The 21,967-nt window shown below is 45.3% G+C and carries 20 protein-coding genes; 14 read left to right on the forward strand and 6 right to left on the reverse strand.

Translation table 11 applies throughout. From position 1 onward, the window contains the following. Positions 1-726 carry a pyridoxine 5'-phosphate synthase gene (locus ACLWBD_RS08610; protein WP_413570626.1) on the forward strand — a complete coding sequence of 242 codons (726 nt, stop codon included), beginning with the start codon at positions 1-3 and terminating at the stop codon, positions 724-726. Further along, positions 726-1,172: a tRNA (adenosine(37)-N6)-threonylcarbamoyltransferase complex ATPase subunit type 1 TsaE gene (gene tsaE / locus ACLWBD_RS08615; protein WP_413570627.1), complete on the forward strand. Its 447-nt coding sequence runs from the start codon at positions 726-728 to the stop codon at positions 1,170-1,172. Before ACLWBD_RS08610 ends, tsaE begins: the two co-directional genes overlap by 1 nt. A gap of 88 nt (positions 1,173-1,260) precedes the next feature. On the opposite strand, the gene ACLWBD_RS08620 is transcribed toward tsaE, so the two are convergent. The 3 genes from ACLWBD_RS08620 to ACLWBD_RS08630 all read right to left on the reverse strand — a co-directional run bounded on the left by ACLWBD_RS08620 (position 1,261) and on the right by ACLWBD_RS08630 (position 4,111). Further along, positions 1,261-1,902 carry a thermonuclease family protein gene (locus ACLWBD_RS08620; RefSeq protein WP_413570629.1) on the reverse strand — a complete coding sequence of 214 codons (642 nt, stop codon included), beginning with the start codon at positions 1,900-1,902 and terminating at the stop codon, positions 1,261-1,263. Between the two features lie 138 nt (positions 1,903-2,040). After that, a complete protein-coding gene (locus ACLWBD_RS08625) occupies positions 2,041-2,556 on the reverse strand; it encodes a cysteine hydrolase family protein (protein WP_413570630.1) in 516 nt (171 codons plus the stop codon). Between the two features lie 85 nt (positions 2,557-2,641). After that, on the reverse strand, positions 2,642-4,111 hold the full coding sequence (locus tag ACLWBD_RS08630; protein ID WP_413570632.1) for a hypothetical protein: 1,470 nt from the start codon (positions 4,109-4,111) through the stop codon (positions 2,642-2,644). A gap of 197 nt (positions 4,112-4,308) precedes the next feature. Here ACLWBD_RS08630 and ACLWBD_RS08635 point away from each other — a divergent pair, with 197 nt between their 5' ends. The 7 genes from ACLWBD_RS08635 to ACLWBD_RS08665 are packed head-to-tail and all read left to right on the forward strand — an operon-like array spanning position 4,309 to position 12,198. After that, positions 4,309-5,514: a cysteine desulfurase family protein gene (locus ACLWBD_RS08635; protein ID WP_413570634.1), complete on the forward strand. Its 1,206-nt coding sequence runs from the start codon at positions 4,309-4,311 to the stop codon at positions 5,512-5,514. Then, the gene (gene mnmA, locus ACLWBD_RS08640) at positions 5,507-6,589 is read left to right on the forward strand and encodes a tRNA 2-thiouridine(34) synthase MnmA (RefSeq protein WP_253696781.1); all 1,083 of its coding nucleotides are present in this window, start codon (positions 5,507-5,509) and stop codon (positions 6,587-6,589) included. The genes ACLWBD_RS08635 and mnmA overlap by 8 nt, the downstream gene beginning before the upstream one ends. Next, entirely contained in the window at positions 6,574-7,917 is a 1,344-nt protein-coding gene (gene mtaB / locus ACLWBD_RS08645; RefSeq protein ID WP_413570636.1) for a tRNA (N(6)-L-threonylcarbamoyladenosine(37)-C(2))-methylthiotransferase MtaB, read from the forward strand. Before mnmA ends, mtaB begins: the two co-directional genes overlap by 16 nt. Continuing rightward, a complete protein-coding gene (rnc, locus tag ACLWBD_RS08650) occupies positions 7,914-8,603 on the forward strand; it encodes a ribonuclease III (RefSeq protein ID WP_063207494.1) in 690 nt (229 codons plus the stop codon). The genes mtaB and rnc overlap by 4 nt, the downstream gene beginning before the upstream one ends. 1 nt (position 8,604) lies before the next feature. After that, on the forward strand, positions 8,605-9,516 hold the full coding sequence (era, locus tag ACLWBD_RS08655) for a GTPase Era (RefSeq protein ID WP_063207491.1): 912 nt from the start codon (positions 8,605-8,607) through the stop codon (positions 9,514-9,516). Further along, positions 9,494-10,834 carry a ribosome biogenesis GTPase Der gene (gene der, locus ACLWBD_RS08660; RefSeq protein ID WP_063207488.1) on the forward strand — a complete coding sequence of 447 codons (1,341 nt, stop codon included), beginning with the start codon at positions 9,494-9,496 and terminating at the stop codon, positions 10,832-10,834. Before era ends, der begins: the two co-directional genes overlap by 23 nt. Next, positions 10,834-12,198 carry a sodium-dependent transporter gene (locus ACLWBD_RS08665; protein ID WP_413570639.1) on the forward strand — a complete coding sequence of 455 codons (1,365 nt, stop codon included), beginning with the start codon at positions 10,834-10,836 and terminating at the stop codon, positions 12,196-12,198. Before der ends, ACLWBD_RS08665 begins: the two co-directional genes overlap by 1 nt. On the opposite strand, the gene ACLWBD_RS08670 is transcribed toward ACLWBD_RS08665, so the two are convergent. The 3 genes from ACLWBD_RS08670 to ACLWBD_RS08680 form a co-directional block, all read right to left on the reverse strand. Then, positions 12,199-13,938 carry a hypothetical protein gene (locus ACLWBD_RS08670; RefSeq protein ID WP_413570641.1) on the reverse strand — a complete coding sequence of 580 codons (1,740 nt, stop codon included), beginning with the start codon at positions 13,936-13,938 and terminating at the stop codon, positions 12,199-12,201. A gap of 111 nt (positions 13,939-14,049) precedes the next feature. Next, positions 14,050-14,817, reverse strand: a complete 768-nt coding sequence (locus ACLWBD_RS08675) for an outer membrane beta-barrel protein (RefSeq protein ID WP_063207479.1) — start codon at positions 14,815-14,817, stop codon at positions 14,050-14,052. 119 nt (positions 14,818-14,936) lie between these two features. After that, positions 14,937-15,491 (reverse strand): glutathione peroxidase, encoded by a 555-nt coding sequence (locus ACLWBD_RS08680; RefSeq protein WP_081112217.1) that lies wholly within the window; start codon positions 15,489-15,491, stop codon positions 14,937-14,939. 162 nt (positions 15,492-15,653) lie between these two features. On the opposite strand from ACLWBD_RS08680, the gene ACLWBD_RS08685 reads away from it, so the two are divergent. From ACLWBD_RS08685 to mpl, 5 genes are all read left to right on the forward strand, one after another. Continuing rightward, positions 15,654-16,949 (forward strand): hypothetical protein, encoded by a 1,296-nt coding sequence (locus ACLWBD_RS08685; protein WP_063207477.1) that lies wholly within the window; start codon positions 15,654-15,656, stop codon positions 16,947-16,949. After that, positions 16,946-18,229 (forward strand): adenylosuccinate lyase, encoded by a 1,284-nt coding sequence (purB, locus tag ACLWBD_RS08690; protein ID WP_413570644.1) that lies wholly within the window; start codon positions 16,946-16,948, stop codon positions 18,227-18,229. The genes ACLWBD_RS08685 and purB overlap by 4 nt, the downstream gene beginning before the upstream one ends. A 2-nt stretch (positions 18,230-18,231) precedes the next feature. Further along, positions 18,232-19,164 (forward strand): LD-carboxypeptidase, encoded by a 933-nt coding sequence (locus ACLWBD_RS08695; protein ID WP_413570646.1) that lies wholly within the window; start codon positions 18,232-18,234, stop codon positions 19,162-19,164. Then, the gene (locus ACLWBD_RS08700; RefSeq protein ID WP_413570647.1) at positions 19,161-20,222 is read left to right on the forward strand and encodes a serine hydrolase domain-containing protein; all 1,062 of its coding nucleotides are present in this window, start codon (positions 19,161-19,163) and stop codon (positions 20,220-20,222) included. Before ACLWBD_RS08695 ends, ACLWBD_RS08700 begins: the two co-directional genes overlap by 4 nt. A gap of 82 nt (positions 20,223-20,304) precedes the next feature. Next, entirely contained in the window at positions 20,305-21,714 is a 1,410-nt protein-coding gene (mpl, locus tag ACLWBD_RS08705) for a UDP-N-acetylmuramate:L-alanyl-gamma-D-glutamyl-meso-diaminopimelate ligase (RefSeq protein ID WP_413570648.1), read from the forward strand. Positions 21,715-21,967: the final 253 nt, after the last annotated feature.

The following is a 21,967-nucleotide window of genomic DNA, read 5'->3' on the forward strand; positions in this document are numbered from 1 at the left end:
ATGAAACATAAAATTCGTTTGGGTGTGAATATTGATCACGTGGCAACTCTTCGCCAAGTGAGAGGCGGAACTACGCCTTATCCTAATCTTGTCGACGCCGTGAAAGCCTCGGTTAAAGGTGGCGCAGAGCAAATCACGATTCATTTGCGTGAAGATCGTCGCCATATTCAGTTAGAAGATCTTAAAGTGCTTTCTAAGGTGTGCCCAGTGCCTCTTAATTTAGAGATGGCTGCGACGGCACAGATGGTGAAATTCGCGAAGAAATATCGTCCAGACTGGGTGTGCTTTGTTCCTGAAAAAAGAGCGGAGCTAACAACAGAAGGTGGCCTTGATGTAAAGAAAGGCTTTAAGAAAATGGCGCCGATGGTTGAAAAACTAGGGCGTATCGGAATTGAAATTTCGATGTTTATTGAGCCTTCCATCGAACAAGTTGAAGCATCTTATGAAATCGGTGCGGATGCTGTTGAACTGCACACAGGAAAATGGGTCTTGCTGACAGGCGCGAAAAAAGAAAAAGAGTGGAAGCGCTTGGTAGATGCTGCTGTGTGGGCGAACTACTTGGGTTTGAATGTTCACGCCGGCCACGGTCTTGATTATCATCACTCAAAGCTCATCAATAAACTTCCCTTCCTTCAAGAAGTGAATATCGGTCATTCTTTGATTTGCTACGCTCTTGAAGACGGCCTTCAAGAATCCGTGCGCAAGATGAGAAAGATCTTAAAGTAATGTCTGAAGTTTTAAACTCTGAAAGAACAGTGAGAAATCTCGCTGAACTTAAAGAGTTCTGGAAAGAAGTTTTACCAACTCTCAAAGATCGCTGCATTTTATTAATGAGCGGTGATGTCGGGGCTGGTAAAACAACTTCAGTCCAACTGATCGCAGAGATTTTAGGAATGCGAGATGTTCAGTCTCCGTCTTTTGCGATTCACTTACGTTATGAAAATCAACAAGGCCAAGCCTTGGATCACTTAGATCTTTATCGCCTCAAAGACGACGACGATCTTGAAAGCTCAGGCTTCTGGGACCTTTTCAGTCAGCAAAAATCATTGATCATCATCGAATGGGCCAACCGCCTGGACTACGAATACCTACCCATGAACTGGCAAAAAATCGAAGTCCAATTCCAAAAACTTTCCGACACCGAAAGAAAACTAAAAACCCACACCCTCTAAAAGGTGCCTGCTTCTTTTTCGGGTCTACACCGCATCAAAATGCCAAAAATCCCCTGGCACCTTTTGCTTTGGGTCCGCTCAAGCTTTTTTAGTTGTAGCCGTTTTTGTAGGCTTGTTCGAAGCTGGGGAAAAAGACTCTTTTCCAGACGGGAATACTGGCGGAGTCTTCAGGTGGAAGGATTTTTTTGAGTTCGAAGTCGCCGATGACATTGCGACCGACTTGGTTTTGAACTCGCATGCGGAACTCGTAAGGAATTTCTGTGACTTTGAATTCGTTAGAGAAAATACCGCGTTTGTTGTCGAAGGCCTCTTTGGAGGCTTTGCTGTAATCAGAAACAACGCGCTTATCGAATGGGTAGATAAAGTACATCGCTCCCCAACCCAGACGAAGCATTTCGATATTAATATCTTTTCCGTTTCTTAGAAGGCGACCTAGAACACGGCCATGCTTGTCGACCTGACTGTCTTCAGAAAGAGTGAGGATACTACCTACAGGAGCTAATTTCAGTAAAACATCGCGGGCTTTAAGGGCCACGTCACCTTGAGTGCTCTTATAGAAGTCCACTTCCGGAGTGTCGACTCCCAACAGGCGAACTTTGTACTTCTGTGAGTCTGAAACGCCAGTCGCCGTTAAGGTGTCGCCGTCATGAACGCTGATCACTCGGATTTGAAGATCGGCAAAGACGGAAAGGGGAAGAAGAAAAAATAATAAGAAGAGCGTTTTTTTCATAGAGAGAGTTTTAAAACTTTTAGCTCTGAGAATCCAAGGATTCCCCTCATAGAGAAGAATTTCCTCTGGTGTATAAACTTATGACAAGGATCCTCTCGTCAGAGGCCATTAATTGATTATAAACGGGATTCTAAAGATTTAAATCAACTCGCAATGAGGGCGAGTGATCAAGTCGGCCTTGATCTTAGCCCACTTTTTAGGAGAGCCACTCAGGATAGCTTCATCGACAAGTTTCACTGAGTACCCCAGTTGGAGGGCGCCATAGGCCGTTGCCTGAATGCAGGCTGTGCCATCCTGTCCAACAATGTGGATCTCGTTAATGCCTTTTTCTTGTAGGATGCGATGAAGATCCGTCGATGCAAAAGTATTTTCCGTATTCTTTTGAAGAATCTGGGAATTACGAATTTCTAAGCGCGGATCAAAGACGGCGTTGGGGTCAGAGCGTAAGCCGGCGCCTTTAAAGAACCACTTGAGAACCCATTTTTCAGGACCCTTATCAAAGAAGTGCTGAATGTAAAAGACATCGAAATCTTCTTTCAATGCTTTCTCTGTCAGTTGATTGACCTTCGAAATGGCTTTCGCCGCCGCTTCTTCCGTTGCATTCATTTTCAAATAACAAACTTGCAGATCAATAACTAAAAGGGCTTTTTTCATAGGTAAATTTTAACTTCGGTTTTCAAAAAAATGTAGGGGCATCGGTAATTGATGCGGTGTAGACCCAAAAAAGAAGCAGGCACCTTTAGGCGGCGAGGCCTTTGACGAAATCAACAGAGAGCTTTTCGGCCAAGGTTAATGAGACCTTGTTGTAGGCGGCTTTTTCCGCGAAGCCCATCAGCATTCCGACTAATTTTTCGTTGATGATGATTGGAGAAATTGTGACGTGGTCGGGGATGCGTCCCTGATTCCAGTCTTCGAAGAATTTCTCGTTGATTTCATTTAAAGAAATATAGCCATGGAAAGATTTTTGCGTCGATGCCACGATATTGAAAATACTTGGAGTTTGCAGAGGGAAACGCATGGATGTGTCCTTCATACCTTGGAAATTTTCGTCCCAAGCAAAGGCCGTCATTTGAGTTTCTTGCTCATCCAAAGTTAAAATCATCGACTTTTCAAAATGCACTTTCATTTCACTTAAGATCTGTTTCACTCTTTCGTTTAAGATCGCGGCATTTTTCTTTTTCATTCTTTCCAAAGCAAAATTCCCGGAAGCCACAGGGTTGATTGTGGGTTTCGCTACACCCGCAGGGCGAGGAACGATTGGAATCGGCTTATTACCAAAGCTATCCTCAAAGGGAGGAGGCATCTCTGATTTTGGCGGAGGTGGCGGGATTTTCTTACCGCCCAAAGCTTCATTCACTGCCACCACGACCGGCGCTTTTTCTTCTTTCACCACCAGCGGTTCAACAATGGGAGCAGATGCCGCTGCCGGAGTTAAAGCCACTTCGTCCACTTGAGTTTTTGGCTCGGAGCCTTCAGAAAATTCAACAACGATGGAATCGCTAGAAGCTTCTGCAGAAACAGGGGCTTCTGACGAAGGCGCCTCTGCTGTCGACAAAGCTTCAAGGCGAATCACAGTCGGGCCGTCAAACAAACCGTCTAAACCCTCTTCTGATGTGTTTTGATCCAAAGAAAGAGGTTCTAAACTTGGAGCTGCATTTTCATTTTCAGAAACTGCTAAATCATCGAAGGAGAAACTGTCTTTAGGGCCTTGTTTGGTGACGGTCGCGACAGAAAAATCCATTCCTTCAGGAGCTTCTCCCGCAGGTGAGGCGGCGACAGGAGTAGCAGCGGTCGCAGGTATTGCTGCCGCACGAGGATGCAACTGTTCCCAAACCTGTTCTAGACTGTCAAAGTGCGCCAGCACTAAAATCGCCGAAGGCGTTTGAGGAAAATCCTGTGGCGGTTGAAGACAAGCTACGATGAGTGAGCCATCCCACTCCGCCACAGGCAGACACTCCGCAGACCACGGGTAATGGGTCGCCCACTTTGCGAACATTTCCTGGGAAACGGAAGTCTCTGTAAAAAATCGTGACTGAAGCTTTGGTAGTTTGTAGTGATCTTGTGCCCAGTTTAAATACAGCTCAGAGCTGAGGCGTTGTTCCTTCAAAGCATAACCCAACAGGCTTAAATTCGAACCGCTCTGTTCAAAAGATTCGGTAAGTCCTTGAAGTTGCTCTTTAAAATGTTCAAACCAGGCATGAATACTCATCTAGGGTTTTATCGGAATTTTAGGCCAGAACATTAAGAATCCGAGGTCTAGTCTAGCTTCGGTCGGAAAAAGCCCCTTTTTAAAGCACTTTAGGGGGTGTAGAATTTCCACTTCTGTTAACGCATTAGACGGCTCAAAACCGCAAATATTCTTAGAAGTTTTCAATACTTAAGAAGTATGCTAGTTTCCCCGAACTTATGAATCAAAGCCGTGTCTTTCATTATTTCGACCACAACGCCACAACTCCTGTGTGCAAAGAGGTTCTTGAAGCTTTGCCTGAACTTGCGCAAGCTTGGGGAAATCCTAGTTCCATTCACTGGGGTGGTCGCATGCCGAAGAATATTCTTCGTGATGCCCGTAAAGCTGTGGCAGATGCGATTCATGCAAGTCCTTTGGAAATTGTTTTCACCTCAGGTGGCAGTGAAGCGAACAACACCGTACTTAAAGGCCTTTTTGATTACTATCAAACGGCGCAATTCCTCACCGCAGAACAACGTCGTCGCACGCACTATATGACAACGACGGTCGAGCATCCGAGTATCATGAAGGCTATGCAGCACTTGCAGTCGTTGGGTGCGCGCGTGGATTACATCCCGGTGAATCGCCAAGGCGAAATCGATTTGGAATTTTATCAGGCTCACTTGTCCGAAGAAACAGCTCTCGTATCCGTGATGATGGCGAACAATGAAACCGGCACTTTGTTTCCGATCAAACGCATGGCTGAGATGGCGCATGCCAAAGGTGCATTGTTCCACACCGACGCTGTTCAAGGTTTCGGAAAAATTCCCGTCGATGTTCAAGATCTGGGAGTCGACTTTGCCTCTTTCTCTGGTCACAAGTTTTACTCAATCAAAGGAACCGGGGTTCTTTACACGCGTAAAGGCAATAACGTCAGCTCTTTGATTCATGGTGGTGGTCAAGAAAGACATCGTCGGGGAGGCACGGAAAACACTCTGGGCATTGGTGCCTTGGGAGTGGTGGCAAAAAGAGCCTCGTTGATTCCACAAAAAGTGGAAACATTGACGAAGCTTCGTGACTACATGGAAAAAAGAATTCTTTCAGAAATCGAAGAAGTCACGATCACCGCAGGGGAGACGGCACGCCTTCCGAACACAAGCTCTTTGGTTTTAAACGGAGTGGATGGCGAAACCATGTTGATGTCTTTGGATATCAAAGGGTATGCGGTTTCCACAGGGGCCGCTTGTTCCAGCGGAAATCCCGAGCCCAGTCCGGTGTTACTCGCGATGGGCTTAACACGTGCGGAAGCGCAAAACAGTTTGCGCGTCAGTCTAGGTTGGGACACGACTCAAGAAGAAGTCGACGGTTTTATTGAAGCATTAAAGGTCGTAGTGGCTAGGCTACGATCACTGAACAACAACGAAGGAGATTCTTGCCATGTCTAAAGGGAGAGTCCTTGTTGCTATGAGCGGAGGCGTGGACAGTTCTGCCGCGGCTGCGCTCTTGGTCGAACAGGGGTACGAAGTTATTGGGGCGACAATGCAAGTCTGGGATTACTCGACTTGTGATATCGAAGAAGGGAATGGGACTTGCTGCTCAAGCATCGATGTGGATGATGCTCGCGCCGTAGCAGATCGTCTGGGCATTCCGTTCTATGTTTTAAACTGCGAAGCGAAATTCCGTGCGGCGGTTATCGATCCTTTTCTTAAAGCTTATCTTGAAGGACAGACACCGCTTCCGTGCGTGAACTGCAATACGTACTTGAAGTTTGATCACTTGGTTAAAAAAATGCGCGAGCTTGAGTGTGATTATCTGGCTACAGGTCACTACGCAAAAATCGTTTATGATGAAAATGGCAAAGCCTCTATTCACACATCAACAGATGATTGGAAAGACCAAACGTATTTCTTGTTCACAATTGATCCAGAGCTTGTTCCTAAGTTGTTATTCCCTGTAGGGGATATGAAAAAGCCTGAAGTGCGTGCTTACTCAGAAAGCCGTGGCTTGGTCACAGCTCGTAAGAAAGATTCTCAAGGTATCTGTTTTGTGGGTAATCAGGGGTATCAGAATTTTATTAAAGGCCAAGTCGATAAAACCATCCTGGCATCTAAAAAAGGTCTGATCAAACGCTATCCAGCCGGTGAAGTGATGGCTTCTCACGAAGGTATTCACAACTTCACAATCGGTCAAAGTAAAGGCCTGGGTATGGATCACCACGAAAAACTTTTCGTGATTAAAATTGATTCCGCAGACAATACAGTTTGGGTCGGTGACGAATCTCATCTGCATGCTCTTGAAGTAACGGTTGTTGATCCAAAACTTTTGGACGAAGTTCAAGATGGTGAAGTGATGAGTGTGAAGATTCGCTATCAGCACAAAGGCTCTTTGGCGCAAGTTTTCAAAACGGAAACAGGCTATAGATTGAAATTCCAAGAGCCACAACGTGCTGTGACGCCAGGACAAGCGGCGGTGTTTTATCGCAACAAACAACTGGTGGGGGGCGGATGGATCACTCTGTAAAGTATCAGGTCCACACCTTTGGTTGTAAGGTCAATACTTACGATACGGGCTTGATCCAAAAGAACTTGAATGCCCATGGTTTTGCTCCAGTGATTTCTGGAGAGAAAAACGCGCGCGTTCATGTTCTTAACACGTGTGCAGTGACGGCGGAGGCGACAAAAGAAGCGCTTCGTTATATCCGTCGTCTGAAAGTAAAAGATCCTTTCTGCACGATCGTGGTTACAGGTTGTGCTGCGCAAGTGGATACGGGGTCTTTTTCTAATCTTCCGGGCGCGGATTTGGTTGTTGCCAACTCTCATAAAGGATCTTTGCCAGATCTTTTAAATAAACACTTCCGCGGTGAACTTACGGAAAAGGTCTTTAAATCGAACATCTTTAAAAAAGAAGATTTAGAAGCGGGTGGCGGTATTGAGAAACACCACACACGCACTTTCTTAAAGATTCAAGATGGCTGTAATAGCTTTTGCACTTACTGTATTATTCCGTACGCCCGTGGTAAGAGCCGCTCTATTTCAGTGGCAGATCTTGTCAATCGCGTGAACGAACTTTACGCGGAAGGTTCGCGCGAAGTCGTACTTACGGGCGTTCACATTGGTGATTACGAAGACGAAGTGGGCGGCAAGAAGTATGTGATGGAAGATTTGATCGAAAACCTTTTGGTGCGCACAAAAATGCCTCGTTTCCGTCTTTCCAGCTTGGAACCCGTTGAAGTTTCTGAAAGACTTTTAGAGCTTTATCAAGATCCACGTATGTGTCCTCATTTTCATATGAGCATTCAAAGTGCGAATACGGATGTGCTTTTTCATATGAAGCGCAAATACACACAAGATGATGTGGTGAAGTCTTTAAATGCGATCGCTAAAAAAGTACCGGGCTCTTTTGTCGGTATGGATGTGATCGTTGGATTCCCCACAGAGACCGAAGAACAATTCCAAGATACTTATAATACTTTAGCGCAAACGCCTTGGACTAAAATCCACGTCTTTCCTTACAGCGAAAGACAAGGTACCCGTGCAGCTGCGATGGATGTGTCAGTTTATCCCCATGTTCGCGCCGAGCGCGCAGCTCGCTTGCGTGAGTTGAGCCTTTCTCGTTACTCGGAACTCGCGAAGTCGCAAATCGGTCAAACTAAGAAAGTATTGATTCTCAAAAATGCGGCTAAAGGTGGTCAGGGCCTCAGTCATGATTACTGGCCCGTGGACATCTTAGGAGCCGAGAGCTTCATTGATCACTGGGCGGGACAAGAAATCGACGTGAAGATTTCGGGTTATGATCATTCCAATAAACAACATATGGAAGGTCATTTGTTAGGCGAGGTGGTTCCATGACAAATCTTGAAACGAGGCTAGGGTATACATTTAAAAACCAAGCCCTCTTGCAACGAGCTTTGACTCATAAGAGCTACGCCAATGAGCTTAAAAATGCGACTGAGCACAACGAAAAATTAGAATTCTTAGGCGATGCGGTCTTAGATTTAGTCGTCGGCGAATTTCTTTTTGAAAAGTTCCCGGAAGATACCGAAGGCGGGCTTTCAAAAAAGCGCGCTAGCATAGTGAATGAAGAAGTTCTTTCCGAACTGGCTCTTGATATGGAGTTAAACAAACTCATGCATCTAGGCAAAGGGGAAACACTGACCGGAGGCGCACAAAAGCCCCGACTTATTGCCTCTTCTTTTGAAGCCATCGTCGGTGCGATGTACTTAGATGGGGGATTTGAAGCGGCGAAGAAATTCATTCGCTGCGAATTCACGAAGCTCACTGAAAAAGTGTGCGGCACTGAAGATTTTGAACGAGATTATAAAACGCGCCTTCAAGAACTGGTGCAAAAGTCCCTCAAAGAAACACCTCGCTACGAGGTTTTAGCTGAAGAAGGACCGCCTCATGACCGACAGTTCTTGGTGTGCGTGAAGATTAAAGATGATGTTTGGGCCCAGGGGCGAGGGCGCAGTAAGAAAAATGCAGAGCAATCTGCGGCAAAACAAGCCCTGGAAATGAAGTATAAGGAGACGAATTAAAATGGGTTATAAAGCAGGATTTTTGGGATTGATCGGACAACCCAACGCAGGGAAGAGCACTTTGATGAACTACCTTGTGGATGAAAAAGTCTCTATCGTGTCGGCGAAACCGCAAACGACTCGCCGTCGTATTTTAGGTATTTGGAGTACAGACAAGGGACAGATCGTTTTTGTTGATGCTCCCGGTATTATTAAGGCTGATAAAGGTCTGAATAGCTTCTTGGCAAAAGAAGCTGAAGAAGTGATCGCGGATTCCGATGCTCTTTTAGCTATCGTCAGCGTCGATGAAGGAAAACCAGAAGATGCGGAAAAGATCTTAGATCTAGTTTCTAAAAGCGGCAAACCTTGGATCGGTATCGTAACTAAAGCCGATATCGAAGAAAAAGCGCACCGTGTTTTGATTCTTAAAAAGATGATCGAAGACCGTGGTGGTAAAGCCATGTCAGTTTCTGTTAAAGATTCTAAGGATGATCAAGAAGAACGTGAAGCAATGTTGATTGAATTCCTAGAACTTCTTCCAGAGACACCGGCACCTCTTTACGACGTCGAACTTTTCACGAACGAAAATGTGCGTGAAATGGCTTCTGAAATTATCCGTGAGAAGTGTTTTGAATCTTTACATCAAGAGATTCCGTACTCACTGGCTGTACGTATCATAAAATTTGATGAAGCAGCGACACCAGTTCCAAAGATTTATGCGGAGATCATCGTATCTAAAGACAGTCACAAAGCCATCGTGATTGGTAAAGAAGCCAAAGTGATTAAGCAAATCGGCATGGATTCCCGCAAAGAAATTGAAAAACTAATGGGTGAAAAAGTATTCCTCGACCTTCAAGTCATCGCGAAGCCTGAGTGGTTTGAGAACAAAAGAATGATGAAGGAGTTGGGCTATGCAACAAAATCTGAAAACTGAGTTTGCGCCCAAGGTGGCCATTATCGGCCGCCCGAACGTAGGAAAATCAACACTGTTCAATATCGTCACGGAAACTCGTAAAGCCGTGGTGAAAAACCAAGCCGGTGTGACTCGTGATATTATCATTGAGCCTGTCGATATTTGGGGTAAGCAATTTGATTTGATCGACACCGGCGGTATTACTGAAGCCGGAGATATTTTTTCAAAGCTGATCCGTGAGCAGGTGACAGAATTTTTGCATTCTGTAGATTTGATCGTCGCGGTGATGGATGGTCGCGCGGGTTTAGTGCCTGAAGATCGTGACATCATTCGTGTCGCCAAACAAACAGGAAAACCTTTTCTTTTAGTGATCAATAAAGTCGACAAAGTCAGCGACGAAGAAATGGCGAAAGCTGATTTCTATGAGTTTGGTGTCGATATTATTTCGGCTTCTTTTGAGCAACGCCGTGGTCTTTCTGACATTCTTGAATGGGTGACAAAACAAATTCCGGATAATCCAGGAACGGTGAAAGAGGGTATGAATATCGCCATCGTTGGTAAGCCCAACGTAGGTAAAAGTTCTATCTGCAACGCCATCTTGGGTGCAAAACGCATGATCGTTTCTGACGTTGCCGGTACGACGATTGACTCTGTCGATTCTCCGTTTATCTATAACGGCAAAAAGTACACTTTGGTTGATACTGCAGGTCTTCGTAAATCAGCGAAGCGTGAAGAAGATCTAGAAATCATTTCAGCATTTAAATCTCAAGAGGCCATCCGTCGCGCTGATATTGTGCTCTTGATGGTTGACGGAACTATCGGACCTACGGATCAAGATGCGCGCATTATGCAGGCGATTTTGGAAGACCATAAGGGCGTGATCTTAGTTGCCAACAAATCAGATCTTGGTGGTAAAGAAGTTCCTGAATATCGTAAAACGTTCCGCGAACAAGTAGAACGCACGTTCCACTTCTTTAAAGATGTCCACGTCGTATTCACAAGCGCGAAGACGGAACAAGGTCTGGGTGATCTTTTTGATATGATTGAAAAGGTCTCTGATCAAATGAACTTCCGTGTTCCTACTTCAGAGTTGAATGATTTCTTCTTTGAGACCATTCGTAAAGCTCCAGCTCCGGTTTGGGGAACAACGAATGTGAAGTTTTATTACCTGACTCAAACTTATCAACGTCCACCGGCGTTTATCGCCTTTGCGAATCATCCGGATGGTGTGACAAATTCGTATCGTCGCTTCTTGATCAAAAATATCAAAGAGCGTTGGGATCTTCACGGGATGCCGATTCGTATCTTCTGTATGAAGTCTCGTCGTGGTGGTGAGTAATGATGAAACGCGGCTCGTGGCGAACGCGCTTTGGATTTTACCTTTTGGCCATCGGCTCTGCCTGTGGTCTAGGTAATCTTTGGCGCTTTCCTTACGTAGTCGGCGAGAATGGCGGCGGAGCCTTCATTCTTATGTACGTGTTTCTGTCACTAGCGATTGGCGCTCCGATGCTGATTGCGGAATTGATGATGGGTAAAAACAGCCGTCGTTCCGTGATCGTCGCCACCCAGCAGCTCAGTCAAAAAGCCGGTAAAGGTTTTCGCTGGGCGGGACGCTTGGCTGTCATTCTCAGTATTGTTGTTCTTTCTTATTACGCTGTGATCAGTGGTTGGGTTTTACACTTTATGACCCAGTTCATGATTTCTCTTTTCAGTCCCCCAGAGATGGTCACGGCAAAAACAAATCTTGCGGCACTTATGGGAAACGGCTGGCTTCAGTTGATGTTGGCCAGTGCGCATTTGCTGATCACGGTTGTTGTCGTGGTAAAGGGTGTTCAAGAAGGTCTTGAAAAGTTCATCAGCTACACGATGCCGTTATTTGCGATTTTAGTGTTTGTTCTGGTGATGCGCTCCTTTTCTTTGCCTTCCACGCCAGAAGTTTTGCGTTTCCTTTTCTATCCTGACTTTTCAAAATTGACCTGGTCCTCGTTGAATCATGCCTTGGGACACGTGTTTTTCACTTTGTCTGTCGGCTTTGGAACCATGGTGACCTTTGGTTCGTACATGCGTGAAGAAGATCACGCACCCACGGCGGGCTTTCGTGTGACATTGGTCGATACGGCAATTTCATTAATTGCCGTGGTGATGATTTTTCCCGTGGCCTTCCAAGCGACGAATGTTCCTCTGACAGACCCGGCGTTGATGTTTGAAGTTTTACCGCGTTATCTTTTGGGAATTCGTGGGGGAACTCTATTTGGTCTGGCGTTCTTTGCCTGTCTTTACATGGCTGCTCTGAATGCCAGTATTGGTCTTTTAGAAGTTGTTGTTTCTAACTGGGTGGATGCACAAAAGACCATGGAGCGCGGTCGTGCTACTTGGTATTCGGGTCTTATCGCATTGGTTCTAACAATCCTGCCGGCACTTTCAAGTTCGGTATTTAAAGAAGTTCGAGTTGCGGGCCGCTCAGTGATTGAGTCTTTAGATTCCTTATTAATCAATTGGGCTCTGCCGCTGGTTGCTCTTAGTATTCTGATTGCTTACAACATCGGAACTTCAGAAAAAGAAAAAGAACTCAGCTTTATCGATAAAGAAAAGTTCGTTTCTTACACTATGTATCCGCATTGGCGCTTCACTTTGCGCTGGGCCGCACCTGCCGTGATCGTTCTTGGTCTTTTGATGCAGGTGATTGGTGTCTTCTTTAAATAATTAAATCGGCGAAGGGTGACCATCCACTCGCAGTTGGAAAAGAAAATACGGCGGAATGCAGGCGCCCTTCCCGCTGGATGTCTTCATGCAGATGTAGTCCGCACGACATGCAGTTTGATTGTCACAGGTTTGCAAAGCTCCGGGGCGAGTATTCTCTGCCAAGCACTGTGAAAACGGGCGAGATTTCGCAAGACAGTTATTAAATCCAACAAGAACGGCGATAGCTCCGCAAGTTTCTCCAGGTTTTAAGTCTGCGCATCCACCGGAACACATGCCGCCGGGAAATCCCACGCGAGTGGTTTCGCAAAACATCCCAGAACCACAAGTGGTTTTTGCAAGCGGTTTTAATCCGTCCTTGTGGGCGTTGCGGGTTTGAGAAATTAATCCGGGTTCGCAAGGGTTTCCCGCAATGGGGGTTTCAGGAAGGCACTCTCCAATTTCAACATTTTTTTCTGGAGCGACAACGGCCGTGCATTTTAATCCTGCGGCACAAGTCCAAGCCTTGTATTCCGAAGAAAGGCCGCAGTGAGCATTTAAGGTGCCGGGTTTAAGAGGATCTCTTTCTGAAAAGGGACGAGAAGGGTCGGCCGTCTTTCCTTCTAGGAGCGCGGACCAATATTTTCTTCGACGTGGCATCTCATCAATCATATGGGGAGACTGCGAAGAAAAAATCGAGTTCGCAAATACAGTTTTTGCGTGATCGGTTCCTAGAAAATGAAACCCGGCAATTGTGCGGCCTTGGTGACAGCCAGCACAGCTCATATCATTCAAGCGACGACGGAAGGACGAAGCTCCATAGATATGGGTCAGTTTGCTATAGTCGATATTCTGAAAATCTTCTTTCTTAAATACCGAATCAAAAGGCCGATTCGCCAGTCGATTCATTCCGTGAAGAGCAAAGGAGCTCACTTTGCGCGCTAAGAATTTTTCGGGAATATTTAAAACTCCCTTGTCGAGGGCTTGAATTTGTTCCGGCTTTAATAGCCAGCTTAAAAGTTCCTGTTTTAATTGCGAATTGGTATTTAAAGCGTCGACATCCGGTGTGTTTTCTAAAGGCGCCGGGACCCATTTGCCATTATTGGCGACGTGATAAACGCGCATAAAATATTCTGCGTGTCCTCCCATATCGCCACGAACCGTGGAAGGCCAGCGTACAGACTGCAAATTAAGTTCTAAGGATTTCAGTTGCGATTTTTTCGTCCATTCTAAAATAGTGGTCGTATTAATCTGGGTCCATTGACTCGCGATTTCTTTGCAGGAGTCTTTAACGGGAAGCTTAAAGACCGCATTTGCCGTCATAGGAAGGCGTGAGTTTATCAGAACGCCGATTTGGTTTTTTTCGTAAGAAAGGCGGTAGATCAAACGCAGCTCTCCGCAAGTTCCAGGATTAAAGATGGCGCGGTCCATGCGGTTTACGATGCCGACGAGCTCAAAGCGGGCGGATGAAGATTGAAGCCAGCGTACATCGAAAAGACGGTGACTGTACTTCATCGAAGGTCCCAGGTTTACATCTGCGGCCTGAAGAGCTTTAAGATCCGTTTCGAGGTCGGTAACTAAAGTTTTATATTCTGTCTGCGCGAAAAGATCCTTGTTGTTAGTAAGTTTTGTTGCGAACAAAACTTCTGAAAAGCTGACGCCCTGGACTTCCATGGATCGCAAACTGACCGGATCTTCGATGAGTAGTTGAGCCTGACTGAAAGAGGAGGAAAATAAAGAGATAAGAAAAAGGATGTTTTTCATTTTATTATGCTTACCAAAGTCGTCTCGGGTGTCACGTTGCGAATTGATAAGTCTTAAAATAAAAAAGGCTCCGTATTCGGAGCCTTTTCATAAAACCAGGTTTAAACGGGATTAGAAGTTCATTCCCAGGATAAAGAGGAAGTTATAAAAGTCACCCGTGAGGTTTTTATCAAGCTTTTCAGAACCGTCCACGTAAGACTTGTTTTCGTCACTGAAGTTGACGTAGTGATAAGTCCCTTGAATTCCTAAGTAAGCCTTTTTGCGCATCAAAGGAATTTCTAAACCTGCACCGACATCAAAACCCATTGTGGAATCGCGCGAGAATCCATCAAGTCCCGAGATCGTGTAAGTACGATAGAATTGTCCAAGACCACCCAGGATATAAGGATTTAAATCCGCAAGACCGCGAGTGACGTTTTGAGTGTTTAAGTAATATTTCAAATCCACATTCACTGAGGTGATCGAGACGTTCCCAGTGTAAGTTTTAGATTGGTTGTTGACGGTAAACTTAACGGCGTGGTCGCCGGTTTGAAAACCTAAAGTCATCGCCAAACGAAGATCAAAGAAATAGCTTAAGAAGATTCCGAAAGTAGGTGCAGCCTCGTAAGAGTCCGCAAAGTTCCCCGTGAAACCTCGATAACCGCCGGCAAGACCAATGGTAAAGAAGCGCCCGTTACGGAAAAAGTTGATGTCAGCTTCTTCATCAGATTCTTCATCGAACTCACTGTAGTCCGTGAATGGGTCGTAAGCCTCATCTGGATCTACTTGCGAAAGAAGATAGGATTTGTGATCGGACTGAGCTTGCGCGAGATTTGGAACTGCCAATGCGCCCAGCAGGAAAGCCAGAAGTATGAACTGAAAAGTGGATGCGGTTTTCACAAGGTCCCCCTCTGAATATTATCGAATAAAAGAGGGCAAAACTTCAAAAAAAAGTATCAAAACGAAGTCCAGTCTTCGCTCTTTGTCTCACTCTGAAACATCCCTAGATTTTGTCGAAGTTATAGCGGCTCAGCCAACGCTTTTTCAACGGCATTTGTGATGCTGTCGGAAGAAGGTTTTGTGATCGAACCCCAGCGTTCAATCACCTCACCACGACGATTGATGAGGAATTTTTCAAAATTCCAACCGACGTCTTTGAAAAGAAGGCCCGGCTTTTTCTCCGTCAGGAATTGATAAACGGGTTGCTTGTCTTTGCCGCTGACCGGAGCTTTATCGAAAAATGGGAAGGTGACGCCGTATTCCTTCTCTGCAAATTTTTGGACCTCGGAGTTTTCGCCCTTTTCTTGCTTAAAGTCATTGGAAGGGAATGCCAGAACGACGAAGCCACGATCTGCATATTTTTTGTACATATCTTCAAGTTCTTTAAGCTGAGGCGCGAACCCGCACTGCGAAGCTGTGTTTACAACGAGCACGACTTTGCCTCTGTACGTCGAGAAATTCACCTTTTTGCCTGAAATGCTGGGTGCTGAAAGTTCAAAAAAGTTCTTCGGAGCGTCGTAAGCCTGAGTGATGAAAGAAAAGAAAGTGAGGCTAAGAAGAATCAGTAAACGCATAGGGACCTCCCGATGAGTTCCGAGTCTAAGAGGGGCTTTTTAAAATCTCAAGAAAAAGACCTTTTGAGGGTTTTAGATGCGGTGCGCACCTTTGACTTTGCGAACGCCTGATTTTCTAATCATTAAGACAGTTTACATACTATTTTGAGGAGTTTTGTTTCGATGGAGTTGGGAAGTCCAGTCATCTTGGTTTCGGCCTTTGGGCGCGGTCATTGGTTGGCGGCAGCTTTGGCGAAAGAGGGAATTAAAACGACTCTGGTAGACGTGTCGACAAAACTCGGCGTGTGGCCCTCAGAAGATGTTGAAGGTCCCTTCGGATTTTTCCGCACGGAAAGAATTTCTGAATCGCAAATGGAACGCCTGTATTCAGATGATCACTTCGAAGAAGTTCCCAATGGTTTTACAATGTGGCTGAAAGAAGGACCCTTTGAGTGCAAAGGTCCTTTAACGAAATTCAAAATTGATAAAGCGCCCTTGTCTTCGCACATCAAAGACTTCATGTTTTCTTCGAAGAACAGCAAATCTCTTTATAAAAATCTGGAGGCCTTCAGTTTTGAACAGAGCTGGCTTTTGCATCTTTCGCATCAGTGGGCCGGAACGACCTATATGCCGAATGCGCAAGGCGCGGCTCGCGGCGAGAATCTTCCACTTTTTTCTTCTTTCTTAGTTCGTCAGGCAACACGTAATGGTTTGGAAAAATCTTTTGAGTGGTTGGCTGCCAAAGGTGTGGAAGTCATGCGTCCCCAGCAGATCGTTGATGCTTCCTTCGGCGGAGGAAAATCCATCACGGGTCTTGAAATCTCGGGTGAAAAACAAGGTTTGTTTCGGTTGGAGCAAATCGTCTGGCTTTTGACGAGTGAAGAAACGTATTTCCTGAATGAACGCTTGGGTAAATACTTCTTCCCGGAAGGCGCATTAGAGCCCGAATGGTGTTGGGTGCGCTATCGTGTGAGCTTACAACAGTGTTTTGAGCGAGATCATCTTCCGTCACACACGTTGGTGATGAATGATCTGCAGTCACCATGGACACATGAAAATATGCTGATTCTGCAAAGAACGACTTTAGCTGATCAGTTTGATGTGTGGATGCGTATTCCAACGGTTCAGCGATTCAATAAAGAATATCTAACGGTTCGCAGTGATCGCATGCGCCAGCATTTGTCAGAAAGAATGTCCTTGTCCGACCCGCAGATTTTAAATTTCCCGCAAGAGTATTATTATACTTATGCGCAACTGGGTGCAGCTCGCTTCCCGGTTTTCGGTGACAGACAAAGCAGCCGTCGTGGGAAAGTTCTTTATAGCAATCTGCATTTAAGCAGTCCCGAGGAATGGCCTCATTACTCTTGGGGAGCTTACTTTGACCGCGACGAAATGATCTTGGGTCGTTTGACTCAATGGTGGAAAGAAAAACTTCTTAAAGAACAAAAAGAAAAACGCAGAAAGGAACAGGCAACGTGATCGAACGTTACACGCGCCCGGAAATGGGTCTTTTATGGCACGCCGACCATAGATTTGGCAAAATGATGGAAGTCGAGATTGCCGTTGCTGAAGTTCAAGCGCAGATGGGAATTATTCCTAAAGTCGCTGCAAAGTCCATCGCACAAAAATCACGCTTCAACGTCAAGCGCATCTCTGAAATCGAAAAAGAAACAAAGCATGACGTGATTGCCTTTGTTTCTAATCTTGCCGAAAACGTAGGACCGCACGGGAAATATATTCACTATGGAATGACGTCCTCTGATGTTCTGGATACGGCTTTCAGTCTGCAAATCCGTGAAGCCGGTGTTGTTTTGATGAATTCCATCACGACATTGGAAAAATCCTTAAAATCCTTAGTGAAAAAACACGCTGAAACTTTGTGTGCGGGTCGCACTCACGGCATGTTCGCAGAACCGACGACTTTCGGTTATAAGATGGCGGGTTTTTTGGCGGAAACCGAAAGAAACAAAAAGCGCGTGAAAGCGGCTTTAGACAATATGATGATCTGCAAATTGAGCGGAGCTGTTGGAACTTATTCCAGTCAGCCAGCTAAAGTGGAAGCGGCGGTTGCAAAAAAATTGCGCCTGAAACCTGAAACTATCGCGACTCAAGTGATCCCTCGAGATCGTCACGCTGAAATGCTAAACGCTCTGGCTCTTTTAGGCACTGGTTTAGAAAGATTGGCTGTCGAACTTCGTCATCTTCAAAGAAGTGACGTCGGTGAAGTGACGGAAGGCTTCACAAAAGGTCAAAAAGGTTCTTCGGCGATGCCTCATAAGAAAAACCCGATTAGCGCTGAAAACATCACAGGCCTTTCACGACTGCTTCGCGGTTACGCGATCGCAGGGTTAGAAAACGTGGCATTATGGCACGAGCGTGATATCAGTCACTCGTCAGTTGAACGCGTTGTTTTCCCTGATGCGTTTATCGTAGCGGACTATGTTTTAAATCGCATGAGCATCTTGTTGGATGGTCTAGAAGTAAATAAAAAACGCATGCTCGAAAACATCGATAGTTCTCAAGGTCAGCTCTTTAGTTCCCATGTGCTGTTGGCCTTGGTGGCTAAAGGAATGATTCGTGAAGAGGCTTACGCTTTAGTGCAGCGCCTTTGTCATTCTATGGGATACGGAGAGCATTTAAGAGACAAACTTTTAGTGGATGATCAAGTCCGTGCTCTTCTAAAGCCTAAAGAGATTGACGAAATCTTTACGGGTAAGAAACACAAAAAATCTATCAAAGACATTATCAAAAGAGTTTAAAAGTGAGCTATTGGAAGTACTTTAAAGAAAATGACATTATCGATGTGGTGGCTCCTGGTTACCCATCTCAGCCTCAAGATGTGGAAGGCTCGCGTGATTTTCTTTTAAGATGGAAATTGCAACCACGTATTCCGAAAGGTTTGATTAAGCCGCACTTTTTGCACGCCAATGATGACGAGCAAAGATTTAAGTTTTTAAAAGCAGCGATTGAATCTAAAGACTCGCGCGTGATCTGGTGTTTGCGCGGAGGCTACGGCAGCAACCGAATGGTGCCAATGCTTGCAAAACTAAAAAAGCCCAAAGAGCCAAAGCTTCTTATTGGCCTTAGTGACATCACGTCTTTGCATACGTTTGTCACGCAAGAATGGGGATGGACTTCTTTGCATGCGCCGATTTTAGACCGTTTTGGAAGAAATCTGATTGCGCCGAAGCATGAAAAAGAAATGCATGACATTCTTTTTGGTCAAACGAATCAAATTGAATTTAAAAAAATCAAAGCTTTAAATGAAGCCGCTCGTAAGGTCAGAAACCTAAAGTCTAAAATCACGGGTGGCAACCTGACAGTGCTTCAATCCACCATGGGCACCCCTTGGCAGATCGACACTCGCAAGTCTTTGCTTTTTGTTGAAGATATTGGCGAGCGTGGTTACCGCATCGACCGTATGTTTGAGCAGTTTCGTCAGGCAGGTTTGTTCAAACAATGTCACGGCCTGATTTTAGGTGATTTTGTTGGCGGTGAAGAGCCTTCAACAAAGAAGAATAATTTTAAACAAGTATTTAAACGCTGGGCGCAGGATCTGGATATTCCGATGTTTCAAGGTTTGGAGTCCGGTCATGCCATGATTCAAAGGCCTGTTCCTTTTAACACTTCGTGCGTTCTTAATGTCGAGGCAGGGAAGGGTCATTTGATTATTCAAACAGGAGGGCGTAAATGAAGTTTTCAGTCCTTGAGAAAAATTTGATGAAGCAGCTTGAAGAGCGCATTCGCGACACCACTCCCGGGGTCATGGTGCGCGCTTATCAAGGGGGACGTATTATTTGTGACGTCTCTGCAGGGAATACATTTGCTTACTATGATTTGGCCAGTCTAACGAAGGTGATCTTCACGACGCAGGCGATGATGTATGCGTTTGAACTTTCTAAATGGAATTTCGAAACAAAAGTCGCTGATGTTCTTTCATGGTTTCCCCATAAAGAAACCAAAATTACAGAGCTTTTGACTCACTCTTCGGGGTTGGCGTGGTGGCTTCCTCTTTACCAAGAGATCAACACGCAATTGCCGGTTGAAAAAAGAAGAGAGCAGCTTCGCGAGATTCTGCAGGGACTTAAAATTGAAAAACAAGAGACCGCCGTGTATTCCGATGTCGGTTTCCTAGTACTGGGTTTTATCTTAGAGAAGTTTTTCGATAAGCCTTTGCACAATGTGTGGGAAGAAATTAAAAATAAATTCTACTTGGGAACGACTTTAGAATTCCATCCCAACAATCAAACTTCCGTCCGTACGGGACTTTTTGCGCCAACTGAGGAGTGCTCTGTTCGTCGCAAGCTTATCCAAGGTGAAGTTCATGATTTGAACTGCTGGTCTTTGGGCGGAGTTTCGACTCATGCGGGGCTTTTTGGAAGCATTGATGATGTGGGTTGGTTCTCTCTGCACTTGCGTTCGCAACTAATGGGTATAGCCCGGTATTCTATTCGCCAGAAAACCGCTCAGCTTTTTGCTAAGCGCGCGCTTCCTGAAGGAAAAGGGGACTGGGCGATGGGCTACATGATGCCGACACCAGGATCTGCAAGCTGTGGCAGCTATTTTTCTTTGGATTCCATCGGGCATACAGGCTTTACAGGGACTTCGATTTGGTATGATCCGAAGATGGATATGAGCATCATCATTCTTTCAAATCGTGTGTTGTACGGCTCTGATAACAAAGCCTTTGGAAAATTGCGTCCTGAAATACATAATTGGATTGTTGAAAATTACCGCCGCAGCGGCGTTTAGTGCGGAAGCGCACAGAGTGCAGCGGCATCCCGCGCGGAAGCGCACAGAGTGCAGCGCCATCGGCGCGGAACTGGAGTAGCAAATGAACTTAAAATCAGGCAGCCACATTCACCTTATGGGGATCTGCGGAACGGCGATGGCATCTTTAGCAGGTCTTTTGAAAGATCGCGGATTTAAAATCACTGGCAGTGATTTGAATCCCTATCCTCCGATGTCCACGCAGTTAGAAAGCCTCGGTATCAATATTATGAAGGGATATAAGGCTGAAAATCTTCACCCGAAACCGGATTTTGTCATTGTCGGTAATGTGATTTCTGCGAGCAACGAAGAAGCGCAAGAGTTGATGAAGTTGCAAATTCCCTACACATCTTTACCGAAAGCGATGGGTGAATTTATTATCGGAGACCGTGAAAGTGTAGTGATCTCGGGGACGCACGGTAAAACAACGACGACATCCATGATGTCGTGGGTGGCGGAAAATGCTGGTGTGAAACCAGGCTTTTTGATTGGTGGAATCCCCAAAAACTTTTCTCAGTCATTTAAAAATCCAGAGGGAAATTTCTTCGTTATCGAAGGTGACGAATATGACACGGCTTTCTTTGATAAAGTACCAAAGTTCGTCCACTACAAGCCTAAGCATGTGATTTTAACATCGGTCGAGTTTGATCACGCGGATATCTACAAGGATTTGCAAGCGGTGAAAGACTCGTTTGCGCGCTTAATGATGCTGATTCCAGAGAACGGAACTCTTTTAGCCTGTGCTGAAGATGCAAATGTTATGGAGCTTCGTAAACTTGCAAAGTGTAAGAATTCTTTCACCTATGGCTTTGGCGAAAATGCTGATTTCCGCGCAAAAGTTCTTTTCCATAATGAAAAAGGCATCGGTTTTGAAGTTCATCACAAAGGTGAAATTTTAGGCCCGTATGCGATGCAAATTACGGGCGATTACAACATCCTCAATGCGACCGCTGTCGTAGCGATGTCGAAGTGCCTTGGTTTTTCTGAAAACCGCATTCAGATTGCTTTAGAGTCCTTTGAGGGTGTGAAACGTCGTCAGGAAATTTTAGGTGAGCCTGGTGGAGTGTTGGTTATCGAAGATTTCGCTCATCATCCGACGGCGGTTCGCGAAACAGTAAAAGGCATTCAAAAGAAATATCCGAACCGCAAAGTCTTTTCGGTGTTTGAGCCGCGCAGTGCGACTTCTCGTCGTAAAGTCTTCCAGAAAGACTATGTAGAGGCTTTCAAAGGCTCCCACGAAGTGATGTTAGCTAAAGCTTTTGATCAGTCTAAAATTGACGAAGAAAATCGTTTTTCTTCTCACGAGCTTGTTGAAGATTTGCAAAAATCCGGAGTGACGGCGGCGGACTTTGATAATGCGGATCAGATTGTTGCGGCCTTAAAAGCCCGTGCTAAAAAAGGTGATGTTATCCTCATCATGAGTAACGGTGGTTTTGATGGCATCTATGGCAAACTGATGAGTGCTTTAAGCTAAGTATTTTCCCTCGTAGATTCTCATTCTGACTCGACCCAATTACCAGATTTCCGTGGGCAGTTCTGCTCACGGAACAGAATTCATATTTTGCAAAATTGATCTCAGATGTGTCACTTTGAAATTCTTAGTGCGTGGCGCCCGTTTAAAATCTAGATCGCACGGTGACTGTTTAGAAGAACGTCAGTGTCGAACTTTTATGTAGCTGATATCACGGATTTTTTCATCAATTTACCCTCTCTAGTTTTCGTAAAAA

Source organism: Bdellovibrio sp. HCB117, assembly GCF_047305915.1.
GTDB classification, from domain to species: Bacteria; Bdellovibrionota; Bdellovibrionia; order Bdellovibrionales; family Bdellovibrionaceae; genus Bdellovibrio; species Bdellovibrio bacteriovorus_B.